General features: G+C 67.3%; 22 protein-coding genes. 11 read left to right on the forward strand and 11 right to left on the reverse strand.

The window, feature by feature from the left end; translation table 11 throughout:
• Positions 1-15: 15 nt before the first annotated feature.
• The 3 genes from ACWDV4_RS04250 to ACWDV4_RS04260 form a co-directional block, all read right to left on the reverse strand.
• Entirely contained in the window at positions 16-2289 is a 2274-nt protein-coding gene (locus ACWDV4_RS04250) for an ATP-binding cassette domain-containing protein (RefSeq protein ID WP_449974765.1), read from the reverse strand.
• A 109-nt stretch (positions 2290-2398) separates the two neighbouring features.
• The gene (locus ACWDV4_RS04255) at positions 2399-3226 is read right to left on the reverse strand and encodes an ABC transporter permease (RefSeq protein ID WP_449974767.1); all 828 of its coding nucleotides are present in this window, start codon (positions 3224-3226) and stop codon (positions 2399-2401) included.
• On the reverse strand, positions 3223-4209 hold the full coding sequence (locus tag ACWDV4_RS04260; RefSeq protein ID WP_449974769.1) for an ATP-binding cassette domain-containing protein: 987 nt from the start codon (positions 4207-4209) through the stop codon (positions 3223-3225). The genes ACWDV4_RS04255 and ACWDV4_RS04260 overlap by 4 nt, the downstream gene beginning before the upstream one ends.
• A gap of 89 nt (positions 4210-4298) precedes the next feature.
• On the opposite strand from ACWDV4_RS04260, the gene ACWDV4_RS04265 reads away from it, so the two are divergent.
• Both ACWDV4_RS04265 and ACWDV4_RS04270 read left to right on the forward strand, forming a co-directional pair.
• Positions 4299-5063, forward strand: coding sequence for a TetR/AcrR family transcriptional regulator (locus ACWDV4_RS04265; RefSeq protein ID WP_449974771.1), 765 nt, complete (start codon positions 4299-4301; stop codon positions 5061-5063).
• A gap of 535 nt (positions 5064-5598) precedes the next feature.
• Positions 5599-6879, forward strand: coding sequence for a hypothetical protein (locus ACWDV4_RS04270; RefSeq protein WP_449974772.1), 1281 nt, complete (start codon positions 5599-5601; stop codon positions 6877-6879).
• An 84-nt stretch (positions 6880-6963) separates the two neighbouring features.
• Here the strand turns inward: ACWDV4_RS04270 and ACWDV4_RS04275 are convergent, their stop codons facing one another.
• On the reverse strand, positions 6964-7608 hold the full coding sequence (locus ACWDV4_RS04275; protein ID WP_449974774.1) for a GNAT family N-acetyltransferase: 645 nt from the start codon (positions 7606-7608) through the stop codon (positions 6964-6966).
• A 216-nt stretch (positions 7609-7824) separates the two neighbouring features.
• Between ACWDV4_RS04275 and ACWDV4_RS04280 the strand changes: the two genes are divergently transcribed.
• Complete coding sequence (locus tag ACWDV4_RS04280) at positions 7825-8910, forward strand: helix-turn-helix domain-containing protein (protein ID WP_449974776.1); 1086 nt, start codon at positions 7825-7827, stop codon at positions 8908-8910.
• Positions 8911-9038: 128 nt separating this feature from the next.
• Positions 9039-9245 carry a DUF397 domain-containing protein gene (locus ACWDV4_RS04285; protein ID WP_449974777.1) on the forward strand — a complete coding sequence of 69 codons (207 nt, stop codon included), beginning with the start codon at positions 9039-9041 and terminating at the stop codon, positions 9243-9245.
• A gap of 179 nt (positions 9246-9424) precedes the next feature.
• Here ACWDV4_RS04285 and ACWDV4_RS04290 read toward each other — a convergent pair whose 3' ends face one another.
• Positions 9425-9868, reverse strand: coding sequence for a Dabb family protein (locus tag ACWDV4_RS04290; protein WP_449974779.1), 444 nt, complete (start codon positions 9866-9868; stop codon positions 9425-9427).
• A gap of 75 nt (positions 9869-9943) precedes the next feature.
• On the opposite strand from ACWDV4_RS04290, the gene ACWDV4_RS04295 reads away from it, so the two are divergent.
• Complete coding sequence (locus tag ACWDV4_RS04295) at positions 9944-10579, forward strand: TetR/AcrR family transcriptional regulator (protein ID WP_449974781.1); 636 nt, start codon at positions 9944-9946, stop codon at positions 10577-10579.
• A gap of 85 nt (positions 10580-10664) precedes the next feature.
• Here the strand turns inward: ACWDV4_RS04295 and bla are convergent, their stop codons facing one another.
• Complete coding sequence (bla, locus tag ACWDV4_RS04300) at positions 10665-11561, reverse strand: class A beta-lactamase (protein WP_449974782.1); 897 nt, start codon at positions 11559-11561, stop codon at positions 10665-10667.
• 219 nt (positions 11562-11780) lie between these two features.
• Here bla and ACWDV4_RS04305 point away from each other — a divergent pair, with 219 nt between their 5' ends.
• Positions 11781-12698, forward strand: coding sequence for a LysR family transcriptional regulator (locus ACWDV4_RS04305; protein ID WP_449974783.1), 918 nt, complete (start codon positions 11781-11783; stop codon positions 12696-12698).
• A gap of 2 nt (positions 12699-12700) precedes the next feature.
• Positions 12701-13603: a serine hydrolase gene (locus tag ACWDV4_RS04310; protein WP_449974785.1), complete on the forward strand. Its 903-nt coding sequence runs from the start codon at positions 12701-12703 to the stop codon at positions 13601-13603.
• Positions 13604-13634: 31 nt separating this feature from the next.
• Here the strand turns inward: ACWDV4_RS04310 and ACWDV4_RS04315 are convergent, their stop codons facing one another.
• On the reverse strand, positions 13635-14855 hold the full coding sequence (locus ACWDV4_RS04315; RefSeq protein ID WP_449974786.1) for an FAD-dependent monooxygenase: 1221 nt from the start codon (positions 14853-14855) through the stop codon (positions 13635-13637).
• Between the two features lie 166 nt (positions 14856-15021).
• On the opposite strand from ACWDV4_RS04315, the gene ACWDV4_RS04320 reads away from it, so the two are divergent.
• On the forward strand, positions 15022-15942 hold the full coding sequence (locus ACWDV4_RS04320; RefSeq protein ID WP_449974788.1) for a TetR/AcrR family transcriptional regulator C-terminal domain-containing protein: 921 nt from the start codon (positions 15022-15024) through the stop codon (positions 15940-15942).
• Between the two features lie 148 nt (positions 15943-16090).
• Here ACWDV4_RS04320 and ACWDV4_RS04325 read toward each other — a convergent pair whose 3' ends face one another.
• On the reverse strand, positions 16091-17500 hold the full coding sequence (locus tag ACWDV4_RS04325) for a cation:dicarboxylate symporter family transporter (RefSeq protein WP_449974789.1): 1410 nt from the start codon (positions 17498-17500) through the stop codon (positions 16091-16093).
• Between the two features lie 146 nt (positions 17501-17646).
• Here ACWDV4_RS04325 and ACWDV4_RS04330 point away from each other — a divergent pair, with 146 nt between their 5' ends.
• Together ACWDV4_RS04330 and ACWDV4_RS04335 are read left to right on the forward strand one after the other, a co-directional pair.
• Entirely contained in the window at positions 17647-19290 is a 1644-nt protein-coding gene (locus tag ACWDV4_RS04330; protein WP_449974791.1) for an ATP-binding protein, read from the forward strand.
• An 18-nt stretch (positions 19291-19308) separates the two neighbouring features.
• On the forward strand, positions 19309-19995 hold the full coding sequence (locus ACWDV4_RS04335; protein WP_449974793.1) for a response regulator: 687 nt from the start codon (positions 19309-19311) through the stop codon (positions 19993-19995).
• 34 nt (positions 19996-20029) lie between these two features.
• Here the strand turns inward: ACWDV4_RS04335 and ACWDV4_RS04340 are convergent, their stop codons facing one another.
• Positions 20030-20344 carry a nuclear transport factor 2 family protein gene (locus ACWDV4_RS04340; protein ID WP_449974795.1) on the reverse strand — a complete coding sequence of 105 codons (315 nt, stop codon included), beginning with the start codon at positions 20342-20344 and terminating at the stop codon, positions 20030-20032.
• On the opposite strand from ACWDV4_RS04340, the gene ACWDV4_RS04345 reads away from it, so the two are divergent.
• Entirely contained in the window at positions 20309-20845 is a 537-nt protein-coding gene (locus ACWDV4_RS04345; RefSeq protein WP_449974796.1) for a TetR/AcrR family transcriptional regulator, read from the forward strand. The two genes, ACWDV4_RS04340 and ACWDV4_RS04345, sit on opposite strands and share 36 nt — an antisense overlap.
• A 29-nt stretch (positions 20846-20874) precedes the next feature.
• On the opposite strand, the gene ACWDV4_RS04350 is transcribed toward ACWDV4_RS04345, so the two are convergent.
• Positions 20875-21540, reverse strand: a complete 666-nt coding sequence (locus ACWDV4_RS04350; RefSeq protein ID WP_449974797.1) for a lysophospholipid acyltransferase family protein — start codon at positions 21538-21540, stop codon at positions 20875-20877.
• Positions 21534-22142, reverse strand: a complete 609-nt coding sequence (locus ACWDV4_RS04355; RefSeq protein WP_449974798.1) for a TetR/AcrR family transcriptional regulator — start codon at positions 22140-22142, stop codon at positions 21534-21536. Before ACWDV4_RS04355 ends, ACWDV4_RS04350 begins: the two co-directional genes overlap by 7 nt.
• Positions 22143-22163 lie beyond the last annotated feature (21 nt).

Consider the following 22163-nt stretch of genomic DNA (forward strand, 5'->3'; position numbering starts at 1 on the left):
CCGCCCGGCGCTCGGTCAGGCGAGGTGTTCCAGGTCGCGGCGCAGGAACTCGGCGGTGTACGAGCCGGAAGCGGTCAACAGGTCGCGGGGAGTGCCCTGGAAGACGATGTTGCCGCCCTGGCTGCCACCCTCCGGGCCGAGATCGATGATCCAGTCGGCGTTCTTGATGACGTCGAGGTTGTGCTCGATGAGGACGACCGAGTTGCCCTGATCCACCAGCCGCTCAATGATGCCGAGCAGGTGGCCGATGTCGGACATGTGCAGCCCGGTGGTCGGCTCGTCCATGACGTACACGCTGCCGGCCTTGTGCAGCTCGGTGGCGAGCTTGACCCGCTGACACTCTCCGCCGGAGAGGGTGCTCAGCGGCTGGCCGAGCTTCAGATAGCCCAGCCCCACGTCGTTCACCGCCCGGAGTACGTCCCGCAGCTTCTTCTCGGTGAAGAACTCCACCGCCTCGGCGGCCGGCAGGTCCAGCACCTCGCTGATCGACTTGCCCCGGAGTTTGTGCTCCAGCACCTCCGGCTTGAACCGCTGTCCCTGGCACACCTCGCAGGGTGACTTGATCCCCTCCATGAAGGCCAGGTCGGTGTAGATGATGCCGAGCCCCTGGCAGTTGGGGCAGGCCCCGGTGGAGTTGAAGCTGAACAGTCCGGCGTTGACCCCGTTGGCTTTGGCGAAGAGCCGGCGGATGCCGTCCATCATCCCGGTGTAGGTGGCGGTGTTGGACCGGGTCGAGGTGCTCACCGACGACTGGTCGATGACGATCGCGTCCGGGTGCTGGCCGAGGAACACGTCGTTGATCAGGGTGCTCTTGCCCGAGCCCGCCACCCCGGTTACCACGGTTAGTACGCCGGTCGGGATGTCCACCGTGACGTTCTTCAGGTTGTGCAGGTTGGCGTCGACGATCGGCATCGCGCCGGTGGGCGTACGGGACTCGCTCTTCAGGGGCAGTTTGTGCCCCAGGTGACGGCCGGTCAGGGTGTCCACGTCACCGAGCTGCTTCACGCCTCCCTGGTAGACCACCTGCCCGCCGTACACCCCGGCACGGGGGCCGATGTCGACCACGTGGTCGGCGATCTCGATGACGTCGCGGTCGTGTTCGACCACGAGTACGGTGTTGCCCTTGTCGCGCAGCTTGACCAGCAGTTCGTTGAGTCGGTGCACGTCTCGGGCGTGCAGCCCGACGCTCGGCTCGTCGAAGACGTACATCATGTCGATGAGGCTGCTGCTCAGGTGCCGGACCATCTTGATGCGTTGCGACTCGCCACCGGAGAGGGTCGACGTCTCCCGGTTGAGGCTGAGGTAGCCGAGCCCGATGGTGACCAGGTTCTGCAAGCGGTCCCGCAGGCTCTCCAGGACCGGGGCGACGGTCGGGGCGGTGAAGCCGGCCAGCACGTCGACCAGCTTCGACACCTCTAGTGCGGCGAGTTGGGCGATGCCGTATCCGTCGATCTTGCAGCTCAATATGGTCGGGTTGAGCCGGGCACCCTGACATACCGGGCAGGTGGTGGTGGAGACGAAGCGCTGGAAGACCTCACGGTTGCGGTCGGACATCTCGTTGATGTCCTTCTTGAGGTAGAGCCGAGTGAACCGGTCCGCCAGTCCTTCGTACTTGGACGGGATCTGGCCGCCCTGCCACTCCAGGGCCACCTTGATGCCGCCCCCGTCGCCGTGCAGCAGCATCTGCCAGCGGGCCTCGTCATAGTCCGACAGCGGCTGGTCGTTGTTGAAGAGTCCCGAATTGGCATAGATCTTCCAGTACCAGGTGCCGACGGCGAAGTCAGGGTGCTGGATCGCGCCCTCGTTCAACGATTTCGATCGGTCGAGGAACCTGTCCAGGTCGAGGGTGACGGTACGGCCGATTCCGTCGCACTCCGGGCACATACCCTGCGGATCGTTGAAGGAGAAGACGTTGGAATAGCCGACGTACGGCTCACCGATGCGGGAGAAGAGCAGTCGCAGCAGCGGTGAGATGTCGGTGATCGTGCCCACCGTCGAGCGGGAGTTTCCGCCGATCCGCTTCTGGTCGACGATGACCGCGGCGGAGAGGTTGTCGATCGAGTCGACATCGGGCTGCCCGTACCGGGGGAGGCGGCTGCGGGCGAAGGCGGTGAACGTCTCGTTGAGTTGCCGCTGTGCCTCGGCGGCGATGGTGTCGAAGACCAGGGACGACTTGCCGGAGCCGGAGACTCCGGTGAAGACGGTGATCTGCCGTTTCGGGACGCGTAGTGAGACGTCCTTCAGGTTGTTCTCGCGGGCACCGATGATTTCGATGTGGTCGGTCGGCAATAGCGCTCCTCGACTCGAATGACGGCTGAAGTTTCGATCGGTGGGCCGGTCAGCGACGGGTTGTGCCGGTCAGCGGATCGGTGGGCCGGTCAGCGACTGGTTGTGCCGGTCAGCGACTGAGCCGGCGGTAGCGGCGTACGGAGAGCGGGAAGAAGATGGCGGTGAGCAGCGTCGGCCACACCACGGCCATCAGGACCGCGTGTTGGGCGATCCAGGAATCGCCTCCCCAGCCGGGGTTGCCGAAAAGCTCCCGGGCTGCGGAAATGGTGGCGGACAGCGGGTTCCACTCGGTGACGAGGGCCAGCCATCCGGGCATGGTCTCGGGTGCCACGAAGGCGTTGGACAGGAAGCCAAGCGGCCAAACCAGGAACTGTAACACCGCCACGGCCTCGGGGTTGCGGATGACCAGCCCCAGATAGATGCCGATCCAGAGCAGGGCGACTCGAAGCAGTAGCACCAGGCCGAGGGCGAGCAGAGCCCGGCCGATGCCGTCCCGCCACTGCCAACCCACCGCCAGGCCACACAGGAGCATGACTGCCAACCCGAGGAGTGAGTTGAGCATGTCCGCGGCGGTGCGGCCGGCGACGACGGCCGACCCGGCCATGGGCATGGAACGGAATCGGTCGGTGATCCCTCGGGAGGCGTCGGTGGCGATCCCGGCGAAGGTGGTCTCGATGCCGAAGACCATGGTCATCGCGAACATGCCGGGTATCAGAAACTCGCGATATCCACCGCCACCCGGCACGGTCATCCCGCCGCCGAAGAGGTAGGCGAACATCAGCAGCACCATGACCGGAAACACCCATCCGACGGCGATCTGGAGGGGATGGTTGGCCCAGTGCGCCAGCTCACGGCGGGTGATGGTCCAGGTGTCGAAGATCGCCCAGCGCAGCCGGTCGAAAGGCGTTCGGGATCCTTCGGAAACCAGTACGGTCATGCCGTCACCTTCTGTCCGCTCGTCGCTTCGGCGAGCCTGGTGGGTTCACCGGTGAGGTGCAGGAACACCTCGTCGAGGGTCGGGCGGCGCAGTGCGATGTCCTCGACGGTGATCTCCTGGGCATGCAGCTGCCGGACCAGTTCGATCAGCGTGCCGACCCGGTCGCGTGCGGGCACGCTGATGCGGCGGGTGTCGGAATCGATCTCCGGCTCCCGGTCGGCGATTCTGCCGATCAGTCCGGCGGCGGCGGGTAGGTCGATGACCCGGCGCAGGACCACGTCGATCCGGTCTCCGCCGAGTCGTGACTTGAGTTGGTCCGGGCTGCCGGTGGCCACCACCCGTCCGTGGTCGATTACCGAGATCTCGTCGGCCAACTGGTCGGCTTCGTCCAGGTACTGCGTGGTGAGCAGTACGGTCGTGCCCGCCTTCACCAGGGCGCGGACCGCGTCCCACACCTCGGTCCGGCTGCGCGGGTCGAGGCCGGTGGTCGGCTCGTCGAGAAAGAGGACCGGCGGTGCCAGGATCAGGCTGGCAGCAAGGTCGAGCCGGCGGCGCATGCCGCCGGAGTAGCGTCCGACCGGTTTGCGGCCCGTGTCAGCCAGTCCGAACCGGCTCAGTAGCTCGTCGGCGCGCTGGCGTGCGGCTCGGGCACCGAGGTGGTGGAGCCGGCCGAACAGCTCCAGGTTCTGTCGTCCGCTGAGGCTTTCGTCCACCGCCGCGTGTTGGCCCACCAGCCCGATGCGTTGACGTACCTGGTTGGCCTGATCGACCACGTCGAAGCCGGCGACCCGGGCTCGGCCGCCATCGGGACGCAGCAGGGTCGTGAGGATTCGTACGGCAGTGGTCTTGCCGGCTCCGTTCGGTCCGAGTAGTCCGTGCACCGAGCCGGTGGGCACGGTCAGGTTGAAGCCGTCGAGGGCAGGTGCCTTGCCGAAACTTTTCCGTAGCTCCTCGGCGACGACGGCCTGGTCGATCGAATTCATCAGACCCCTAAATTATACGGCGTATAGAGTTGAGGGGTGGAAGAGTAGCATACGATGTACGGAGTTTCGATGCGAGGAGAATGGTCGAGGTGACGACGGAACATACCGGGGGCGGCGACCCGAAACGCAGCATCGAACTGCTCTGGGGGGTTCAGGATCGCCCCCGCCGAGGCCCCAAACCACGTTTCACCGTGGCGCAGATCGCCCAGGCCGCGATCGACCTCGCCGACCGGGAAGGACTTACGGCGCTGTCCATGCGCCGCGTCGCCGACCAGCTCGGCGTCACCGCGATGTCCCTCTACACGTACGTGCCGAGCAAGGCGGAACTGCTCGACCTGATGCTCGACACCGCGTACCGGGGGATGGTTCGCCACGAGCCGGCCGACGACTCGTGGCGGGCACGACTGACCGCCGTCGCCCACGACAACCGGATCCTCTACGAACGCCATCCGTGGCTCGCCGACATCTCCACCGGCCGTCCACCGCTCGGCCCCGGTGTCATGGCCAAGTACGAGCATGAACTCCGGGCACTGGACGGGCTGGGCCTGGACGACGTGGAGATGGACGCCGCGTTGACCTTCCTGCTCGGTTTCGTACAGACCTGCGCCCGCGCGGCGGCCGACGCCCGAGCCGCCGAGCACGAACGCGCGATGAGCGACCAGCAGTGGTGGGAGGCGAACGCGCCACTGCTGGAGAAGGTCTTCGACACCACGAAATATCCGACCGCCGCGCGGGTCGGTGCCGCCGCGGGCGAAGCGCATGGTGCGGCGTACAGCCCAACCCACGCGTACGACTTCGGCCTGCACCGGATCCTGGACAGCCTGGCGGTCCTGATCGAGGCACGTAGCAGCTGAATCTCGTCAGGTGTCACCAGCCGGGGTGACCGTTGACCGCGGCGACCCCCGCACGGCTCGGCGCCCTCGATGGTGCCGAGCCATGGTGGTCCTTATCGGACGGTGCTCAGGTCACGGTCGGCCACGCCGATGCCGATGCCGGGGGCGGGGTCGGCCCGCCGGCCGCCGGTGCTCAATCGACCGCCAGGTACGGCTGGGCAGGCCGGACCGCTTTGCCCGGACGGGACGGCAGCCGAGCCACAGTACGGGTGCTACCGCAGCGGCGAGCGCCAGCAGAAGTAAGCGGGGTTCGCAAAACTTGCCCCGATCGGGCATCCTGTCACTGTCCTCTCACAAAGAGTGATCATGGATGGGCCCCTCACGTCGAACTGAGTTCCAGGTCAGTCGGACGACGCGAAGGACCCTGACCCGCCCGCCGCTCGCGACGGGATGGCTGAAGGAACCTTCGCCGATTACGGATATGTCGGGGAAGGCCCAGACGCACTGTCCCGACAAACACCGTTGTTGTCGGGTCCAATGACCAAGGACAACCAGCATGCCCACGGGCCCAGACCCGACACCGAAGCCACGAAAGCCCCGGCCACATACGCTTGCCGACGACACCGTGCGCAAGCGCTGCGCTACCCCGGAGGCTGCCGCCTACACCCTGTACGTCCGTCAGCTCATCGAGGAGCACTACCAGCTCGATGGTCAGGCCACGCTTCTGCGCGTGGCAAAGGATCGAGGAGTCCTGGTCGTCGGCTTCGACCGGCGGTCACTGTCCGAGCAGATCAGCGGCAAGTACAAACGCGGGCCGAACTGGCCCACCACCGAGATGGTGGTCCGGGCACTGCCGAAAGGATGTGACACCGAGGCTCTGTTGGCGCACGCGGCAGGGCTTTACCAACGGGCCCGCAAGGAAGCTCCGCCCGGCTACAAGGGGGCGATCAGTCGCCTCGACGATGACCCGGTGCTGCCCGAGGTGCCGGAGAGTGGGCCGCCGACTGTCGAAAAACTCCAAGCCACAATCGCCCGGATGCGTCGCCGACACCATGAGGAGACCACAAGGCAGTTGGAGTCGATCCGCATCGCGCAGCGGCAGCGACGGGACGCCGACATGCGGGCAGACCAACTCGAAACGGAGCTTCTGAAGGTACGGGAGCTGTATCTCGGCGCACGGACCGAAGCGGCCCAGTTGGCGACCCTGCGTGAGGAGTGCGCCCGGCTGTCGGTCGAACAGGAACTCCTGGTCACGCCCCAGCTACGGTCCCGGCGCATCCTCGACCTGCCGGAGTTGACCCACGCCCGACAGCGCGTCCGAGTGGGTCATCTGGCCCAGTCGATCGACTCGACCGCACCGCGCTGGCGTCGCGCGTTGGCCAGATACCTCTGCACGTACGCGGAGATGCTGGGAGTCACCATGGCCGAGTTGTCGGTACGGGCCGGGATCAGCCCCGCCGTCGTACAGGACACCCTGACCGGCCGGCGGTCACCTGCCGATTCCGACCTGCGGGACATCGGCGAGGTGCTCCAGGTGCACCTGGGTACCGCGCTGCACCTCGCGACCCTGGCCCGGAAGCCGGAACCGGTGACCTCCTTCGAGGAGATCGCCAACGCTCTTCCAGAACTCGCCCGGTTGTCGACCACACATCCCGACGCTCAGGAGGTTGTCGGAACCGGTCCCGACAACCGCGCACCTGATTCCGACACCGCTCCGACAGCCGAAAAACGTCCTGATCCAGCGAAATTGGACGACGGAACTGCTCCCCACCGCGCCTACTGGTGGCAGCGGTCATCCGTACGTCGGTTTTGGTTTCTGCGGCGGGGCCGCCGCTGAAGGGTTGGATGTTGCGGCGGCCCCGCCGTCTTGGGTGCCCGTCGGGTTGCGTTGCCGCGCAGGTCGACGGGGTCTTCGGGGTGGTCAGGTGTCGGCTTCGGGCGGACGGCCGGGTCGCCACATGGGGTGGATCGTGTGGTGGCGGGTGAGGTGTAGTGGCGGCCGAACCTGGTAGCCGTGGTGGGTGAGCAGGTCACAGTGCTCGGTGCTGAAGGCTTCGGTGTAGGCAGCGGTGCCGTAGCGGTCGAGTCGACTGTGGTGGTGGTTGAGCAACTGGGTGGCGATGCCAGTGCCGCGATGGTCGGGTGCGATGGCGAGTAGAGCGAGGTGTTCGTGGCCTTTCTCGGGGCGCTGGGCGTCGAGGAGTTGGCCGAGGGTGGTGAATCGTTTGGTGTGCTCATTGCAGGCGGCGGCGAGGCGGGCTTCGTACGCGGCCGGTGGCGGGATCTGTCGGTATCGGTGGAACCAGACAGCGGCTCCGATCGGGCCGTCGGCGTCGGTGAGGACGTCGACTTCGCCGAAGAAGAGGGCGTGTTCGATCCAGATGTGGACGGCTTCGGTGAGCACACCGAGGCGCTGGTCATGGTCGGGGACGAGCCATTCGGCCAGGGGCAGATCGTGGGCGGCGTCGGTGGCGAGCGCGGTGTGGTGGCTACCTCGGCATAGCGGGCCCGTCGTACGACGGGTGCGTGGGCGCTGACCATCAGGCATCACCAGCGGTTTCGTCATCGTCTGACGCAGGTGGCTTTTCCTCGTTCGGTTCGGAGTTCGGCGGTGGTGCGGGTTTCGTGGGTGGATTCGGGACCGGCTCATAGTCACCGCTGTACATGACGAACCACCTTTCAAGTGGACGACCAAGGCGAATGCTCTCTCTTAGTAGCGTTACGCTGACAGTGAGAGATCAATAGGGCGCCACGGTTTTCAACCCTTTTCAAAGGTGACTCGATGGACGATCTTGGTAGCCAGCTGAGGCATGCTCGTCTTGAGGCCGGTGTGACGCTGACCTACGTCGCAGCCCGCTCGTGCTACTCGTTGACTCACCTGAGCAACGTCGAGGCCGGACGCCGGACAGCGACGCCTGACATCGTGCTCGCGTATGCGCGGGCACTCGGGGAGGCTGACGTGGATAGACGTCGAATGCTCGGCATCGCGGCTGGCGTTGTCAGCTCCGCGGTAGCTGGCGAACTCATTCAGGCTGGCTTTAATGCGGTACTTGCTGGGCAGCCTGCGGAGGAAGAATGGCGGGAACGGGTGGCCCAGTATGGTCGTGACTACATGGCCATCGGGGCGAATGTCCTGCAAACACGGCTGGCGAGTGATCTCGTTGTCATGCAGCAGCAGCTTGAGACGCCCGCCATGTGGGCGAACGCCGCGCGAACACTCGCGATCTACGGCAAGACGACAGCTGGGCCCGCCGAGGCGATCCGTTGGTACGACCTGGCGGCGACGGCAGCGGACCGGTCCGGCGATCTCGACACCCGAATCTGGGTACGCGGTCGCGCCGCTATCGCCTTGGCCTACGAGGGGGCCGAGTTACCGACGGCTCAGGGCTATGCCGACGCAGCGATTGGGCTGTCCGAGCGGCCATCCATTGGGCGGTTGAACGCCCTGATGGCGCGGGCGCATGTGGCTGCCGGCCGAGGTGACGTTGCCGGGGCAGTTTCTGCTGATCAGGATGCCCGGCGGGTGTTCGATCGGGTGGCTTCACCGGATGCTGAGGTGTCGGATACGGCAGTGCCGCCATGGCGGATGGCGACGTTCCGAAGCATGCTGTACGCGAGGTTGGGCGTTGTGGATGCTGGTGATGAGGCCCAGGCCGAGGCTGATCGGCTCCGACCGGCGTCGCTGGCACGCTTCGCTACGCATATCGAGCTGCATCGCGGCCTCATGTTGACGAAGGCCGGTGACCTGGCTGGTGGAGTCGCCTACGCCAGACAGGCCATGGCCGCCCTGCCAGCCGACCGACGGTCGCAGACCCTCGGACTGCTGCTACGAGAAGTGGAGCGAGCCGGTGGTAGTCGCAAACTATGAGGACTACGCATCGTGCACCTGTTGGCGTCGAATGGCTGCACCTAGCGTCGGGATGGATGGGAGTGCATCGGGAGCCTGGGCGCTGCCTAGCCCTGCGTCACCCGCTCGATCAAGGAGGCGACAGCATCATGGATGACCTGACCGGCGCCACTTGGCGCAAGAGCACCCGCAGCGGCAACAACGGCGGGGCCTGCGTCGAGGTTGCCGACAACCTTCTCGGCGTCGTATTTGTTCGGGACACCAAGGACCGTGACGGCGGCACTCTGACCTTTGGCCCGGCCGCGTGGGCAGGCTTTGTTGCTTCAGCCAAGTCTGGCGCGTTCGAGGTCCGCTAGCCACGACAAACATCGAACCCAGGCTCTCCGTTGGGAGGGCCCAGGTTCGATCTCTCAGCTGTCCAGCTTCGCGGGGCGAGCCAGCGCCGGCAGTGGCGGTCGCAAACTATGGCTGTAGGACTGGCTGGCCGTGGTGCCAGTTATGCCAGATCGCTGCCAGGAGTCACGAACCCCTGGGATTACTGGTCAACGTCCTTGAGGGCGGCTTCGCCCTTGGGCGTGGGTTTCGTCCCGGCAGCGGCGAAGAGCGCCTCCACCTCGCGGCCCCAGGCGGGATCGCTCTCAACTCTCTGCGCGTAGATCGCATAGATCTTTCGTGGCAGCTCAGGGTCCGGATCGTCGGACAGCCGCACGGCGGACTGCTTAACCAATCTCGGCAGGATGTATTCGTCACCCTTCACGTGCACCGGATCATGCATGTACCGCTCGAGCGCGTCCAGGTCGGGGATCGCCGTCACCGAGGCATGAGTGAAACCCTCCGCCGGGTCCCCGAGATCACGGCCGACCACAGAGAAAACGGTCGACTCCACCGACGCGGTGCGCCGCATCGCGGCCAACGCCTCCGCCCTCTCCTCCTCGGTGACGTCCGGCTTGAAGCTGAACCGCAGCAGGCTGATGATCATCGAGTCTCCCTTGTTCAGACTGCACTGGTGAGTGCAATCTAACGCACTGGGTGGTGTGAACGCTATTGTTGCCCCGTGCGTGGAGCGAAGTCGGACAGCAGCACGGGGCGGATCGACAAGCGGCAAGCGATCTTGGACGCCTCGTTCACCATTTTCGCCAGGGACGGGTATCACCTGGCAGGCGTCGACGCGATCGCCGCCGAGGCTAAGGTCGCCAAGCACACGATCTACAACCACTTCGGCGACAAGGAGAATCTCTTCCGAGAAGTGATCGCCGCCCTGTCCGACCAGGCGCTGACGCGCAACCTCGCTGCGGTCGAACTGCTCGGCGGCAGCGGTGATCTCGCTGCGATGCTGACCGAGACCGGGCTGAGGCTTGCCGAGTGCTACTGCGATGAGCAAACCGTGGCACTGCGGCGACTGCTACGCGCAGCGAGCAGGCCGGAACTGCTCGACATCGTCCGAGACAGGGCCACGGACCGCGTCAACGACGCGTTGGCCGCACGTCTGGCCAGACTGGCGCTGGCTGGCCAGCTGTCGCTCGGTGGCGACCCCGCGATCGCTGCCGAGCACTTCGGTGCCCTGCTCACCGGTCCGCTGGAAAACCGCTCTCGTCTGGGAACGAGGAAAATCCCCCAATCCGAGCTGCGTGAAGTCACCGAGAACGCGATCACGACCTTCCTGCGAGCGTTCGGCACGACCGGTAAGTAAGGTCGATCGGCCTCGGGATATGGGTTCCGACCTGGACGTAGTCGGCGTCTAGTAGCCCGGTGTGTACGGCTTCGCTGGGCGCGCTCTACTCCTCTCCCACGAGGCGGGCTACCACGTACGCGGCGGCCTCGGCGAGGAGAGCCTGGTCGTACCTGGCGTCCTTGGTGGCCTTACTAGACATGATCGAGATGACGAGCGGCGCGGAATTCGGCGGCCACACCACAGCTATGTCATTGAGGGTGCCGTAGTCACCTGTCCCGGTCTTGTCCGCCACGGTCCATCCCTGCGGCACGCCGGCTCGGATACGTTGCGCGCCGGCAGCGGTCGCGTTGCGTTCCAACAGGTCGCGGAGGAAAGCACCCTTGTCCGCAGACAGAACATCCCCCAGCAGGATTTTCTGATAGTCGCTACCGATCGCCCGGGGTGAGGTGGTGTCCCGGGGATCTCCCGGAGTGGCCTCGGTGATCGTCGGCTCGATCCGATCCATCCGGGTGACCGTGTCGCCGAGGCTACGCAGATAGGCCGTGAACTGGACCGGACCGCCGAGTTCGCGGAGCAGGAGGTTGCCGGCGGTTCCGTCGCTGTACCGGACTGCGGCATCGCACAACTGTCGGACCGTCATTCCCGCAGCCACATGTCGCCTGGTGATGGCCGCGCTCTTCATCAGGTCGGCCTCCGTGTACTTGATGACCCGGTCCAGGTACGACACCGGATTGCGGTGCAGGACTGCCGCTGCCGCCAACCCCTTGAACGTCGAGCAGAATGCGAACCGTTCGTCCGCCCGGTGGGAGATGGTGGCCCCGGTGCCGGTAGCGAGGGCGTACACCCCCAGGCGTGCGTCGAACTTCCGCTCCAACCCGGCCAGTTGACCGTGGTGACCAGTCGATGCGATGGGGGAAGACGAGGACGCACCAGTGGACGGCTGCGCCGCTGTCCTCCTGCCCTCTTCCGCGCATGCGGTCATCGGCAAGAGCGCCGCCATCCCTAGAAGTGCACGGCGTGTGACAGTCGGATGTTGTGACGTCAATGTCTTCCTCCTCCAGGCGAGCTGTGCCTTTCTCGTAGCTCATTAACGGCAAAAGGGAGCTACCTGACGAGACGGCCCAGGTGAACAGGGGGAGCCTGACATTCGGCGATAGATGCTGTCCAAGACAGAAAAGTGCGGATCAATGTCAATTCGGCATGGCTATAGGCTGCCGTCGTGGACATGGTCAGGGCCTGCAAGGCGTTCGTGGCGGTGAGTCGGTACGGCAGCTTCACCGTCGGTGCCGCTGCGGCAGGCATGCCACAGTCAGTCGCCAGTCGGCGGATCTCCGCTCTGGAGGAGCACCTGGGCGCCAAGCTGTTCGACCGGTCGTCGCGGACCGTCACGCTGACCCAGTTCGGCCGGGACATGCTTCCCTCAGCTCGACGGCTGGTCGAACTCGCCGAGACCATGGAACACGACGCCGAGCGCGCCAAGCGACGCCCGTTCCGGCTGGCCGTACCGGCAGTCGCCGCCCCGCGCCGGCTCGCCGGCCTTGTGGCCGAGGCGCGTCGGCACGACCTGAATCTCGCCCTACACCCAGCCGACCCGGGTGAACGGGCGGAACTCGCCCGGACGCTGGAGGTACGCGCGGCGATCATTTCCGTGCCCGTGGACGGAGCGCTCTGGCGGGTACCGTTGGGGCTGGCCGGCACCGCTGAGCCGGCCGAGCAGATGATCTACGTTGACATGCTGCGCGCGGGGCGGACCGGTCGTACGACCCGTCGGCGGCGCATCTGGATCCAGCCGGAGGACGACGTACCGCACATCAGAGACCAGATGATGCGGCTACGGGACCGACTTGGCCTCCAACCTGCCCAGGTCGTGGTCTCGGCTTCATTTGTCGACGCCGGAGCTGAGGTGCTCGGCTCGGCAGACCTGTTGCTCTGCTCCGCCGCCCAGGCCAGCGAACTGGGCCTGCACTGGCGGCCGATCGGCGAGTTGAAGCTGGTACGCGGCTACGACGTCACGGCCGGGTCGGGCGAGGACGCCCAGCGGATCCGAAACCTCCCGCTCGCGATGATCGGGCTCTGCCTCGGCGCGCCGCACCCCGGCAACCGCAGCGGCGACGTACCGGGTGATGGTGAGGAGTAGCAGTGGGGACAACCAGGGTTCTGCGCGATGCGCGGGAGGCTCTGCACGACGGCGGTCTGCGCGGCTCGTTTCTGGTGCGTGACCTCGACACCGGCGATGAACTCGGGATCGACGCCGAGGTGGATTATCCGATCGCTTCCCTGGTCAAGGTGCCGCTCGCGCTCGCCACGCTGGAACGTGTCGAGCGCGGTGAACTCGACCTGGCCACACCGATCGTGGTGCAGCCCGGCCGCGTCACCGTCCCAGGACCGACCGGCCTGACGAAGTTCCAGCACCCGGCCACGGTCGCGCTCGAGGACCTGATCTATCTCAGTACGTCGATCAGCGACGGCACCGCCGCCGACGCGCTGTTCGCACTCACCCCGCCCGCCGCGGTCACCGCGGAGCTGCGGCGGCTCGGCCACGACGGCATCGTGGTCCGCCACCTCATGGGAGACCTCACCGAGACGCCAGCCGAACGGTTCGCCCCGACGGAGGTGCACCTTGCCCACTCCCTCGCCATCGGCGCGGCGACAGCGGGACAGGGACATCCCGTACCCCAGCTCGACATCAGTCGCGCAAACGTCGGGTCCGCCCGGAACTTCGTCGACCTGCTGGCGGGACTGTGGCGGCCCACGACGATCCAGCCCGCCACTGCGGCACGCGTCCGCGAGCTGATGAAGAACAACATGATCCGGCACCGAATGGCTCCCGACTTCAGCTCCGACGCCTCCCGGTGGTCGTCGAAGACCGGCACGTTGCTCAACCTCCGACACGAGGTCGGGGTCGTCGAGCACGCCGACGGGCAGGCGTTCGCCGTCGCGGCCCTCACCGAATCCCGCGTACCGGCGGTGCTGCAACCAGAGGCGGAGGCACTGATGGCACAGGTCGCCCGGATGCTCCGCGACCAGTTGCGAATGGCCTAGCGTCGGGTCATCGGGTCGAGACATTCATGCGTTACACAACGCGGTCCGGTTGGTGCAATCGGGCGGTGTAGTCCTTGAGCACGATCGCGTCGGACTTCTGAAACTGTTTGGCCAGGATCTGACGCATCGGCCACCGGTTCATCATCCGCATCGACAGAGCACGTAGCGAGATCATCAGCTGGGACTGTGGCGCGTACCCGTTGATTCCGCCGGGTGGCAGCTCCATCGCGGCGGCGACGTAGTCGCGCATCTCGTCCTGGTAGCGGGCAAACGCCGCCTCGTGATCGTCCGGCGAGGACGCCAGCTCCCCGGCGAGGACGTACGCACCGACAAGGGACATGCTGGTGCCGAGCCCGACCAGCGGCGAACCGCAGTAACCGGCGTCGCCCACCAGCGCCACCCGCCCCCGCCACCAGCGGTCGACGCGTACCTGGCAGATGGCGTCGAAGTAGAAGTCCGGTGCGTCCGGCATCGCCGCCAGCAGCTCGGGCACCCGCCAGCCGGCCCCGGCCAGCCGGTCGGCCAGAATCCGCTGCTGGTCGTGGGCGTTTCGCCGGTCGTAGTCGAGCGGTGGCGAGGTGAAACTGAGCGACGCCTTCGCCGTACCGCCGCGCTCGGGGCGGAGCATGGCCACCCGCCCGCCGGGCGCGTTGTACATCAGGAACCAGTTGTCCAGATCGCCGGGATCGGGCACGGTGAAATACGCGGTGTACGCACCGAGGTGGTGTACGTAGTCGGATTCGGGGCCGAAGGCGAGACCGCGTACGCCGGAGTGCACCCCGTCGGCACCCACGACGAGGTCGAACCGGCGAGCCGCCCCACTGGCGAAAACCACATCGACTCCACCGTCGCCCTGGTCGAGCCGCACGATCCGGTCATTAAAGAGGTATTCGACATCGTTTCTGGTCGCGTCATAGAGGATCCGGGACAGGTCGCCCCGCATGATCTCGATGTCCGCGACGATTCCCTCGCCGTCGAACGCCTCCACGGACATCGTCGCGGTGCGCCGGCCGTTCCGGCCGACGAGCGCGGCACCGCGCTCGTCGACACAGTTTTGCCGTACCCGGGGCATGATCCCCATTTGCTCGACCACGTCGCGGGCGACTCCGCGTACGTCGATCGCATGGCCGCCCGGCCGTAGCGCCGGGGACCTCTCCACCACGGTGACGTCGAAGCCGTAGCGGCGCAGCCAGTAGGCCAGCGCAGGGCCGGCAATGCTGGCACCCGAGATGAGTACGGTCCTGTCGTTCATCGCAGCGCTCCCGAAGTTTCTGCGTACGCCGTCAACCCGGCCTGCGTCGGGTCCGCGATGGACGGTAGGTCCATGCTGGAACGTGGGCGAGCTGCGACCTAGTACGCTCGCCCCGACGAGGGCTCCTGGCCTATCTCGTACTAGTACGCTGCACCGGAGGTGGGCCGTGGCCGGTTCGGAGCCGCCGTACCGGCGGATCGCGGCGGAGATCCGCCGCCGGATCACCCTCGGGGAGCTGGGGCCCGGCGACCCGGTGCCCTCGGCCCGACAACTCACCCGCGAGCACGGGGTGGCCATTGCCACCGCCACCAAGGTGCTTGCCCTGCTCCGCGACGAAGGGCTGGTGCTGACCCGGCCCGGGGCGGGAACCGTGGTGGCCGCGCCCCGTCCGGCGGTGCCGCACGCCCGTCGCGGCTCCCTCGGCACGGATCCGGAGCTGAGTCGGGAACTGTTGGTGCGTACTGCGATTGCCTTGGCCGATGCGGGCGGCCTAGCCGCCGTCTCCATGCGGCAGCTCGCCGCCGAGCTGGGCGCCGCCACCATGGCGTTGTATCGGCACGTCCGCAGTCGGGACGACCTGATCCTGGCGATGGTCGACGCGGTGTTGGCTGCCGCGCCGCTGCCTGCCGTGCCACCGGCCGGCTGGCGGGCCCGCCTCGAACTGCTTGCTCGGGCGCAGTGGGCGGTCTACCGGCGGCATCGCTGGCTGCCGCACCTCATCTCGATGCCGCGCCCGCAGCCATTGCCCAACGGTATGGCGCACACGGAGTGGGCGTTACGGGCCACTGCGGGCCTCGGCCTCGACACCCAACTGCGCTGGCACGTGGCGGTGACGCTGATGGCGTACGTCCGGGGCATCGCCACGAACCTGGAGGCGCAGGCGCAGGCGGTGCAGGACACCGGGCTCACCGATGAGCAGTGGGTGGAGACGCATGAGGCGACGTTCCACCAGCTGATAACCGGCCGGTATCCCACGTTGGCGGCCTTGACCGAGACGGTCGACCTGGAGTTGGACACCGTTTTCGAGTTCGGCCTGCATCGGCTGTTGGACGGCTACGCCGCGCTCATCGAGGGCCCGGCGTACTGAGTCCGGGGGCCAGCGCAGTGCTTCCGGCCTGCGTGGTGCTTCGGGCGGGTGCGGTGCTCCTGGCCACCCGGGCCTGCGTGGTGCTTCGGGCCGCCCGGCCCCGCGCCGGACGACGGTCCGGCCCCGGCCCGGGCGGCGGGCGGTTGGGTCAGGCGGACGTGTCAACCAGCGGGGCGGGGCGCGGTGCTGCGACCGGCTCGTTTGTCCCGTCCGGCTCGTCCGGCCCGCCGTGCGCGTCGTCCTCGTCGAGCATGGTGGCCTCGTCGAACGGGCGTTGGCCGGCGAGTACGGCCCGAGCCTGGTCCCGGTCGAACTGTCCGGTCCAGATGCCGACCAGTACGGTGGCGACCGCGTTGCCGGCGAAATTGGTCAGCGCCCGGGCCTCGGACATGAACCGGTCGATGCCGACGATCAGGCCGACGCCGTCGACCAGGTCCGGCCGGTGCGACTGCAACCCGCCGGCCAGGGTGGCCAGGCCCGCGCCGGTCACCCCGGCCGCACCCTTGGACGCAATGATCATGAATACCAGGAGTGAGATCTGCTCTCCAATCGACAGCGGCTTGCCCAGCGCATCGGCGACGAACAGCGAGGCCATGGTCAGGTAGATAGCGGTGCCATCGAGGTTGAAGGAGTATCCAGTGGGCACGGTGATCCCGACGACCGGCTTGCTCACCCCGACGTGCTCCATTTTGGCGATCAGCCGGGGCAGCGCCGACTCCGACGACGAGGTCGACAGGATCAGCAGGAACTCCCGACCCAGGTAGCCGAGCAGCTTGAAGATCGAGATACGGGCGACGAACCAGAGCAGCGCCCCCAGCACCAGGAACACGAAGAGCGCGCAGGTGATGTAGAAGCCGACCATGATCTGCGCCAGGCTCTTCAGCGCGTCCATCCCTGTCGCACCGACCACCGCAGCTATCGCGCCGAACGCTCCGATCGGCGCCACCCACATGATCATCGCCAGGACCTTGAAGATCAGGCGCTGGATCACGCCCACCGCCCGTAGCACTGGCTCGCCCCGCGTGCCGAGGGCCTGCACGCCAAAGCCGACCAACAGTGCGACCAGCAGTGTTTGCAGTACCTCGCCCTCGGTCAACGCGGAGAGCAACGAGGTCGGGATGATGCCCAGCAGAAAGTCGACCGTGTCGCCGCTCTCGCCATTGGCGGCGGCCTTGCCCGCCTCGGCCACCTCAGGGCCGAGGTTCAGGCCGGCACCGGGGTTGACGATGTTGCCGACCACCAGACCGATGGCCAGCGCCACGGTTGACATGAGCAGGAAGTAGCCGAGGGCGAGGCCACCGACCTTGCCGACCTTGGCAGCCTGGCGAACCGATCCGACACCCAGCACGATCGTGCAGAAGATGACCGGGCTGATCATCATTTTGATCAGGTTCACGAAGCCGGTGCCGAGAGGCTTCAACGCCTTGCCAACCTCGGGTGCGGCGAAGCCGACCACGATGCCAGCGACCACGGCGAGGATCACCGCGAGGTAGAGGTACCGGGTCGGATCGCGGCGAGCCGGCCGGGCGGACGCGGGGGTGGTTGTGGAGGTATCCATGCCCACAATGTGAGGCGCATCTCACCACAGGGCATGCTTGCGTTCATTCTGTTCGCCACGGTGATCCGCAGTGAGCTGCGGCGGGAATGGGCCGGCGGCCGGTGCGTCACACCTGCCGGAGGTGTGCAGCATGGAAGGAGGGAGATGTGGCCCGACGACAGTGGAGCATCGCGGGGCAGCTGTTCGCCCTCCAGGCGCTGGTCGTGACGCTGCTGGTGCTGGCCGGTGAGGCGGGCATCGTGTGGCTGGCCCGCAGCGACTCTCGCCATGCCGCCGAGGAGGAGGTCCTGGCGGTGGCGCAGACGGTCGCCCGGTCTCCCGACGTCCGCGCGGCCCTCACTGCCGTCGACCCGGCGGCCCGCCTTCAGCCGTACGCCGAGGCCACCCGACTGGCCACCGGAACGGACTTCGTGGTGGTGATGACCCCGGACCGGACCCGGTACTCCCACCCGAACCCCAGCCTGATCGGGCAGCCGTTCATCGGCGAGATCGATCCTGCCCTGGCTGGTACGCCGTTCACCACAGTCAACGTCGGCACCCTCGGTGAGTCGGTGCGTGCGGTGGTCCCGGTGCTCGGCGAAAGCAATCAGGTCATCGGGCTGGTCTCGGTCGGCATCACCACCGAGGCGATCAACCGCAAGCTGCTCGCCCAGGTGCCCGTGCTGCTCGGCATAGCCCTACCGGCGTTGGCCCTCGCGGCCACCGGATCCTGGCTGCTCAGCCGGCGGCTCCGCAGGCAGACCCACGGCCTTGGCCCCAACCAGATGACCCGGATGTACGAGTACTACGACGCCGTTCTGCACTCCGCACGTGAAGGGCTCGTGCTGTTGACCCGGGACCGCCGAATCGCGCTGATCAACGACGAGGGTCGCCGGCTACTCGGGCTGGCCGAAGACACAGTGGTCACCGACCGGCCGGTGACCGAACTCGACCTGCCACCCGCGGTGGCCGACCTGATTGCCGCCGGGCGGGACGCGAACGACGAGCCGATCCTCGCCGGGGTCCGGGTGTTGGTGGCCAACCAGCGAACCACCCGCTTCGAGGGGACCGTGCTCGGCACGGTGCTGACCCTGCGCGACCAGACCGAGCTGCGTAACCTGGCCCGCGAGTTGGACTCGGTACGCGCGCTCACCGAGGCGTTGCAGGCCCAGACCCACGAGTCGGCCAACCGGCTGCATACCGTGCTGACCCTGGTGGATCTGGGCCGCACCGACGAGGCTGTCCAGCTCGCCACCCGCGATCTGGCGTTGGCCCAGCAGCTCACCGACCGGGTAGTCGGGGCGGTGACCGAGCCGGCGCTGGCCGCCCTGCTGCTCGGCAAGTCGGCTCAGGCCAGTGAGCGTGGTGTGGACCTGGTGATCGAGCCGGACTGCCGGCTCGACGACAGCCCGCTGCCCAGCACCGACCTGCTTACCGTCGTCGGCAACCTGGTCGACAACGCCCTTGAGGCGGTGGCCGGTATGCCGCCGCCGCGCCGGGTCCGGGTATTCGTCGGCAATGACAACGGCGAAATCGTGATCCGGGTCGGGGACAGCGGCCCCGGTCTGGACCCGGACCGCGTGGCGGACGCCTTCCGGCGCGGCTGGTCGACCAAGAGTGCCGGCCGGGGGCTCGGCCTGGCGTTGGTCGGGCAGGTGGTCCGCCAGCACGGCGGCCGGACCGACGTGACCCGTGGTGAGGATGGCGGCACCCTGTTCAGCGTCCGCCTGCCGATTCTGGGCGAGCGCCGTTCGCCTGCCGATTTCAGCGAGCATCGTCCGGGCCAACGACCGCAGGAGGCCCATGAGTGAGCTAAGTGGAGCGGCGGCATGAGCGACATTCGGGTGCTGGTGGTGGAGGACGAGCCGCTGTTGGCCGAGGCGCACAAGGCGTACACCGAGCGGGTGTCCGGCTTCGTGGTGGCCGGGGTGGCGCATACCGCGCGGGAGGCGATGGCGGCACTACGGCCGCAGGGTGGTGCGGGCATAGACCTGGTGTTGCTCGACTTCCGCCTGCCCGACCTGCATGGCCTGGACGTGTGCCGGGCGCTGCGGGCGGCGGGTAGCAGCGTGGACGTGCTGGCGGTGACCTCGGCGCGAGACTTGGCGGTGGTGCGTACCGCTGTTTCCCTGGGGGTGACCCACTACCTGCTCAAGCCGTTCACCTTCGCCGCCTTCCGCGACAAGCTGGAGCGGTACGCAGAGTACCGGCGGCAGGCCCTCGCCGAGGGCGAGGTGGTCGCGCAGCACGAGGTGGACCGGATGCTCGCCATTTTGCGCGGCGCGGCCCGGGACACGTTGCCCAAGGGACTGGACGAGCAGACCCTGCACCGGGTACTGGCGGCGCTCTCCTCGCAGGTGGGGGGCCGGTCAGCGAGCGAGGTGAGCCAGCAGACCGGCATCTCGCGGGTGACCGCCCGCCGCTACCTGGAGTATCTGGTCATGGCCGAGCGTGTGGTGCGCGTGCCCCGCTACGGCACACCCGGCCGCCCGGAGGTCGAATACCGACCGGTGTGATGGTTGGCCGAGCCCGCGTCACTGTGCTCCCGGCCTACTGACCGAGGGCTTGCAGGATGGCCAGCATGTTCTGGTATTCGCGCCACCGGGCCACCTTGCCGTCGCGAACTGTCAACACCCCGATGAATGCCGCAGTGGGTTGCTGGCCTGTCGTGGTCAGAGTGCCGGTCAGTTCGTACTCAACGATGATCGTGTTCGGGTCGGTGGTGTCGTGGACGGCAGTGGTATGGCATTCGTCGAAGTGCACCGGAAGTGCGGCGCGTTGCGGATTGGCGAACGCCAGGAACTCTTGCTTGCCGACGATGCGCGACGGATGCCCGGGGCGGGCGAACGGGATCTCGACGATCACATCGTCGGTCAGTTCGTCACCGGTCAACGCACCCGGTCGGCCGAGGAGGTGGCGCGGCGGGCCGGCGTGGCGATCGGCACGGTGTTCCGGCACTTCCCGACAAAGGCCGACCTGCTGCGGGCGTTGATGAAGCGGCTTCTGCAACAGCTCACCGACGACATCGCGGAGCTCGTCGGGCACGGCGACCCGACAACCGCGCTGTTCGACTTCTTCGAGCGGCTCGTGGAGCGGACGACGGTGAACCGGACCGTCGTGAGCCTGCTCTCCGCCGAAGGGGTCGACGTGCCCGTCGCCAGTCCCCTCGGCACGCTCGCCGATGCCGTGGGTGAGTTGCTGGTACGCGGACAGCAGGCGGGTGCGGTCCGCCGTGAGGTACGCCTCGACGAGGTTATGGCCCTGCTGGAGAGCACCTGCCAGGGTGCCCTGCTGGGCGACTGGGATTCTGACCTGCGTCAACGGACCCTGAACATCGTCTTCGCCGGGCTGAAGCGACGACCGTGAGAGCTAGGTTTCCGGAAAGACCGTGAGGGCTAGGTTCCGGACAGGTCGGCGTGGCCGGGTGCCTGTTCCTGGCCGGAGAGCTGCTGGATCGCCGCCATGATTTCGTCCGTCACCACTCGTCGGGCCCGGTTGGCGTTAGCGTCCGGCGGCTGGGTGAAGTGCATTGGTTGCCCGAAGCGGACCGTGATCCGGCCGAAGCGGGGCAGCCGTGCGCCGACCGGCTGGACCCGATCGGTGCCGAGGACAGCGACGGGCACCACCGGCGCGCCGGTGGCGAGCGCCAGCCAGGCGACGCCGGTACGACCACGGTAGAGCCGCCCGTCGCGGGACCGGCTGCCCTCGGGATGGATGCCGAAGGCGCGGCCGGCGGCGAGGACCTCGCGGGCTGCCTCCAGCGACGCCTGTGCGGCGCGATGGTCGGTGCGGTGCACCGGTATGGCGGCTATTCCGGTGAAGAAGGCCCGGGTCAGTCCACCCATGATCCCGGGTCGACGGAAGTATTCCTCCTTCGCGAGGAAGGCGACCGGTCGCGGTGCCACCAGCGGAATCAGGAAGCTGTCGAGAACGGAGAGGTGATTGGCGGCCAGGATGACCGCCCCGGTTTTGGGAACGTGGTGTCGTCCCTCGACCTTGGGGCGGTAGGTCAGGCGTAGCAGGCCAGTGAGGGCCGGTCGTACGCCAGCTTGGATCAGCATGTTGTCAGCTCAGTGTGGACTGGGGTAGGGAGGTGGGCCTCGACCGCCGTCCGCAGCACGAGGTCGACGTCCTCGGTTTGCGCGGCGAGTTGAAGACTGCCCCACAGGTGTAGTTGGGCGATGCCTTGCAGGTTTGCCCACAGCGCGCCGGCGATCACGGTCGGCGGCCGGTTCGCTGTGGCCGGGGTGACTGCGCGTGCGACGAGCTGGACGAGGACCTCGAAGAGCTGCAGGCTGTCTTCCCGTAGGCCGATCTGGTTGCCGCGCAGCAGGTCGTGCCGGAACATCAGCTCGAACATGCCGCGGTTGGTCCGGGCGAAGGCCAGGTATTCCCGGCCCAACTCGTAGACCTGAGCGCGCGGGTCGGCGTCTTCGTCGAGTAGCGGGTCGATCCGCCGGGCGAGAGCGCGGTAACCCTGCTGCGCGATCGCTGCGAGCAGGCTCTGGTGGGTGGGGAAGTAGCGGCGCGGTGCGCCGTGCGACACCCCGGCGCCGCGCGCGATCTCCCGAAGGGAGAGCGCCTCGACGCCGTTCCGGGCCACCAGGTCGACGCCGACTTCGACGAGACGAGTACGGAGGCCACCTTCCGACTGCGGTTGCATAGACACTGTCTACCAAACGCG

The organism is Micromonospora sp. NPDC003197, from assembly GCF_053590565.1.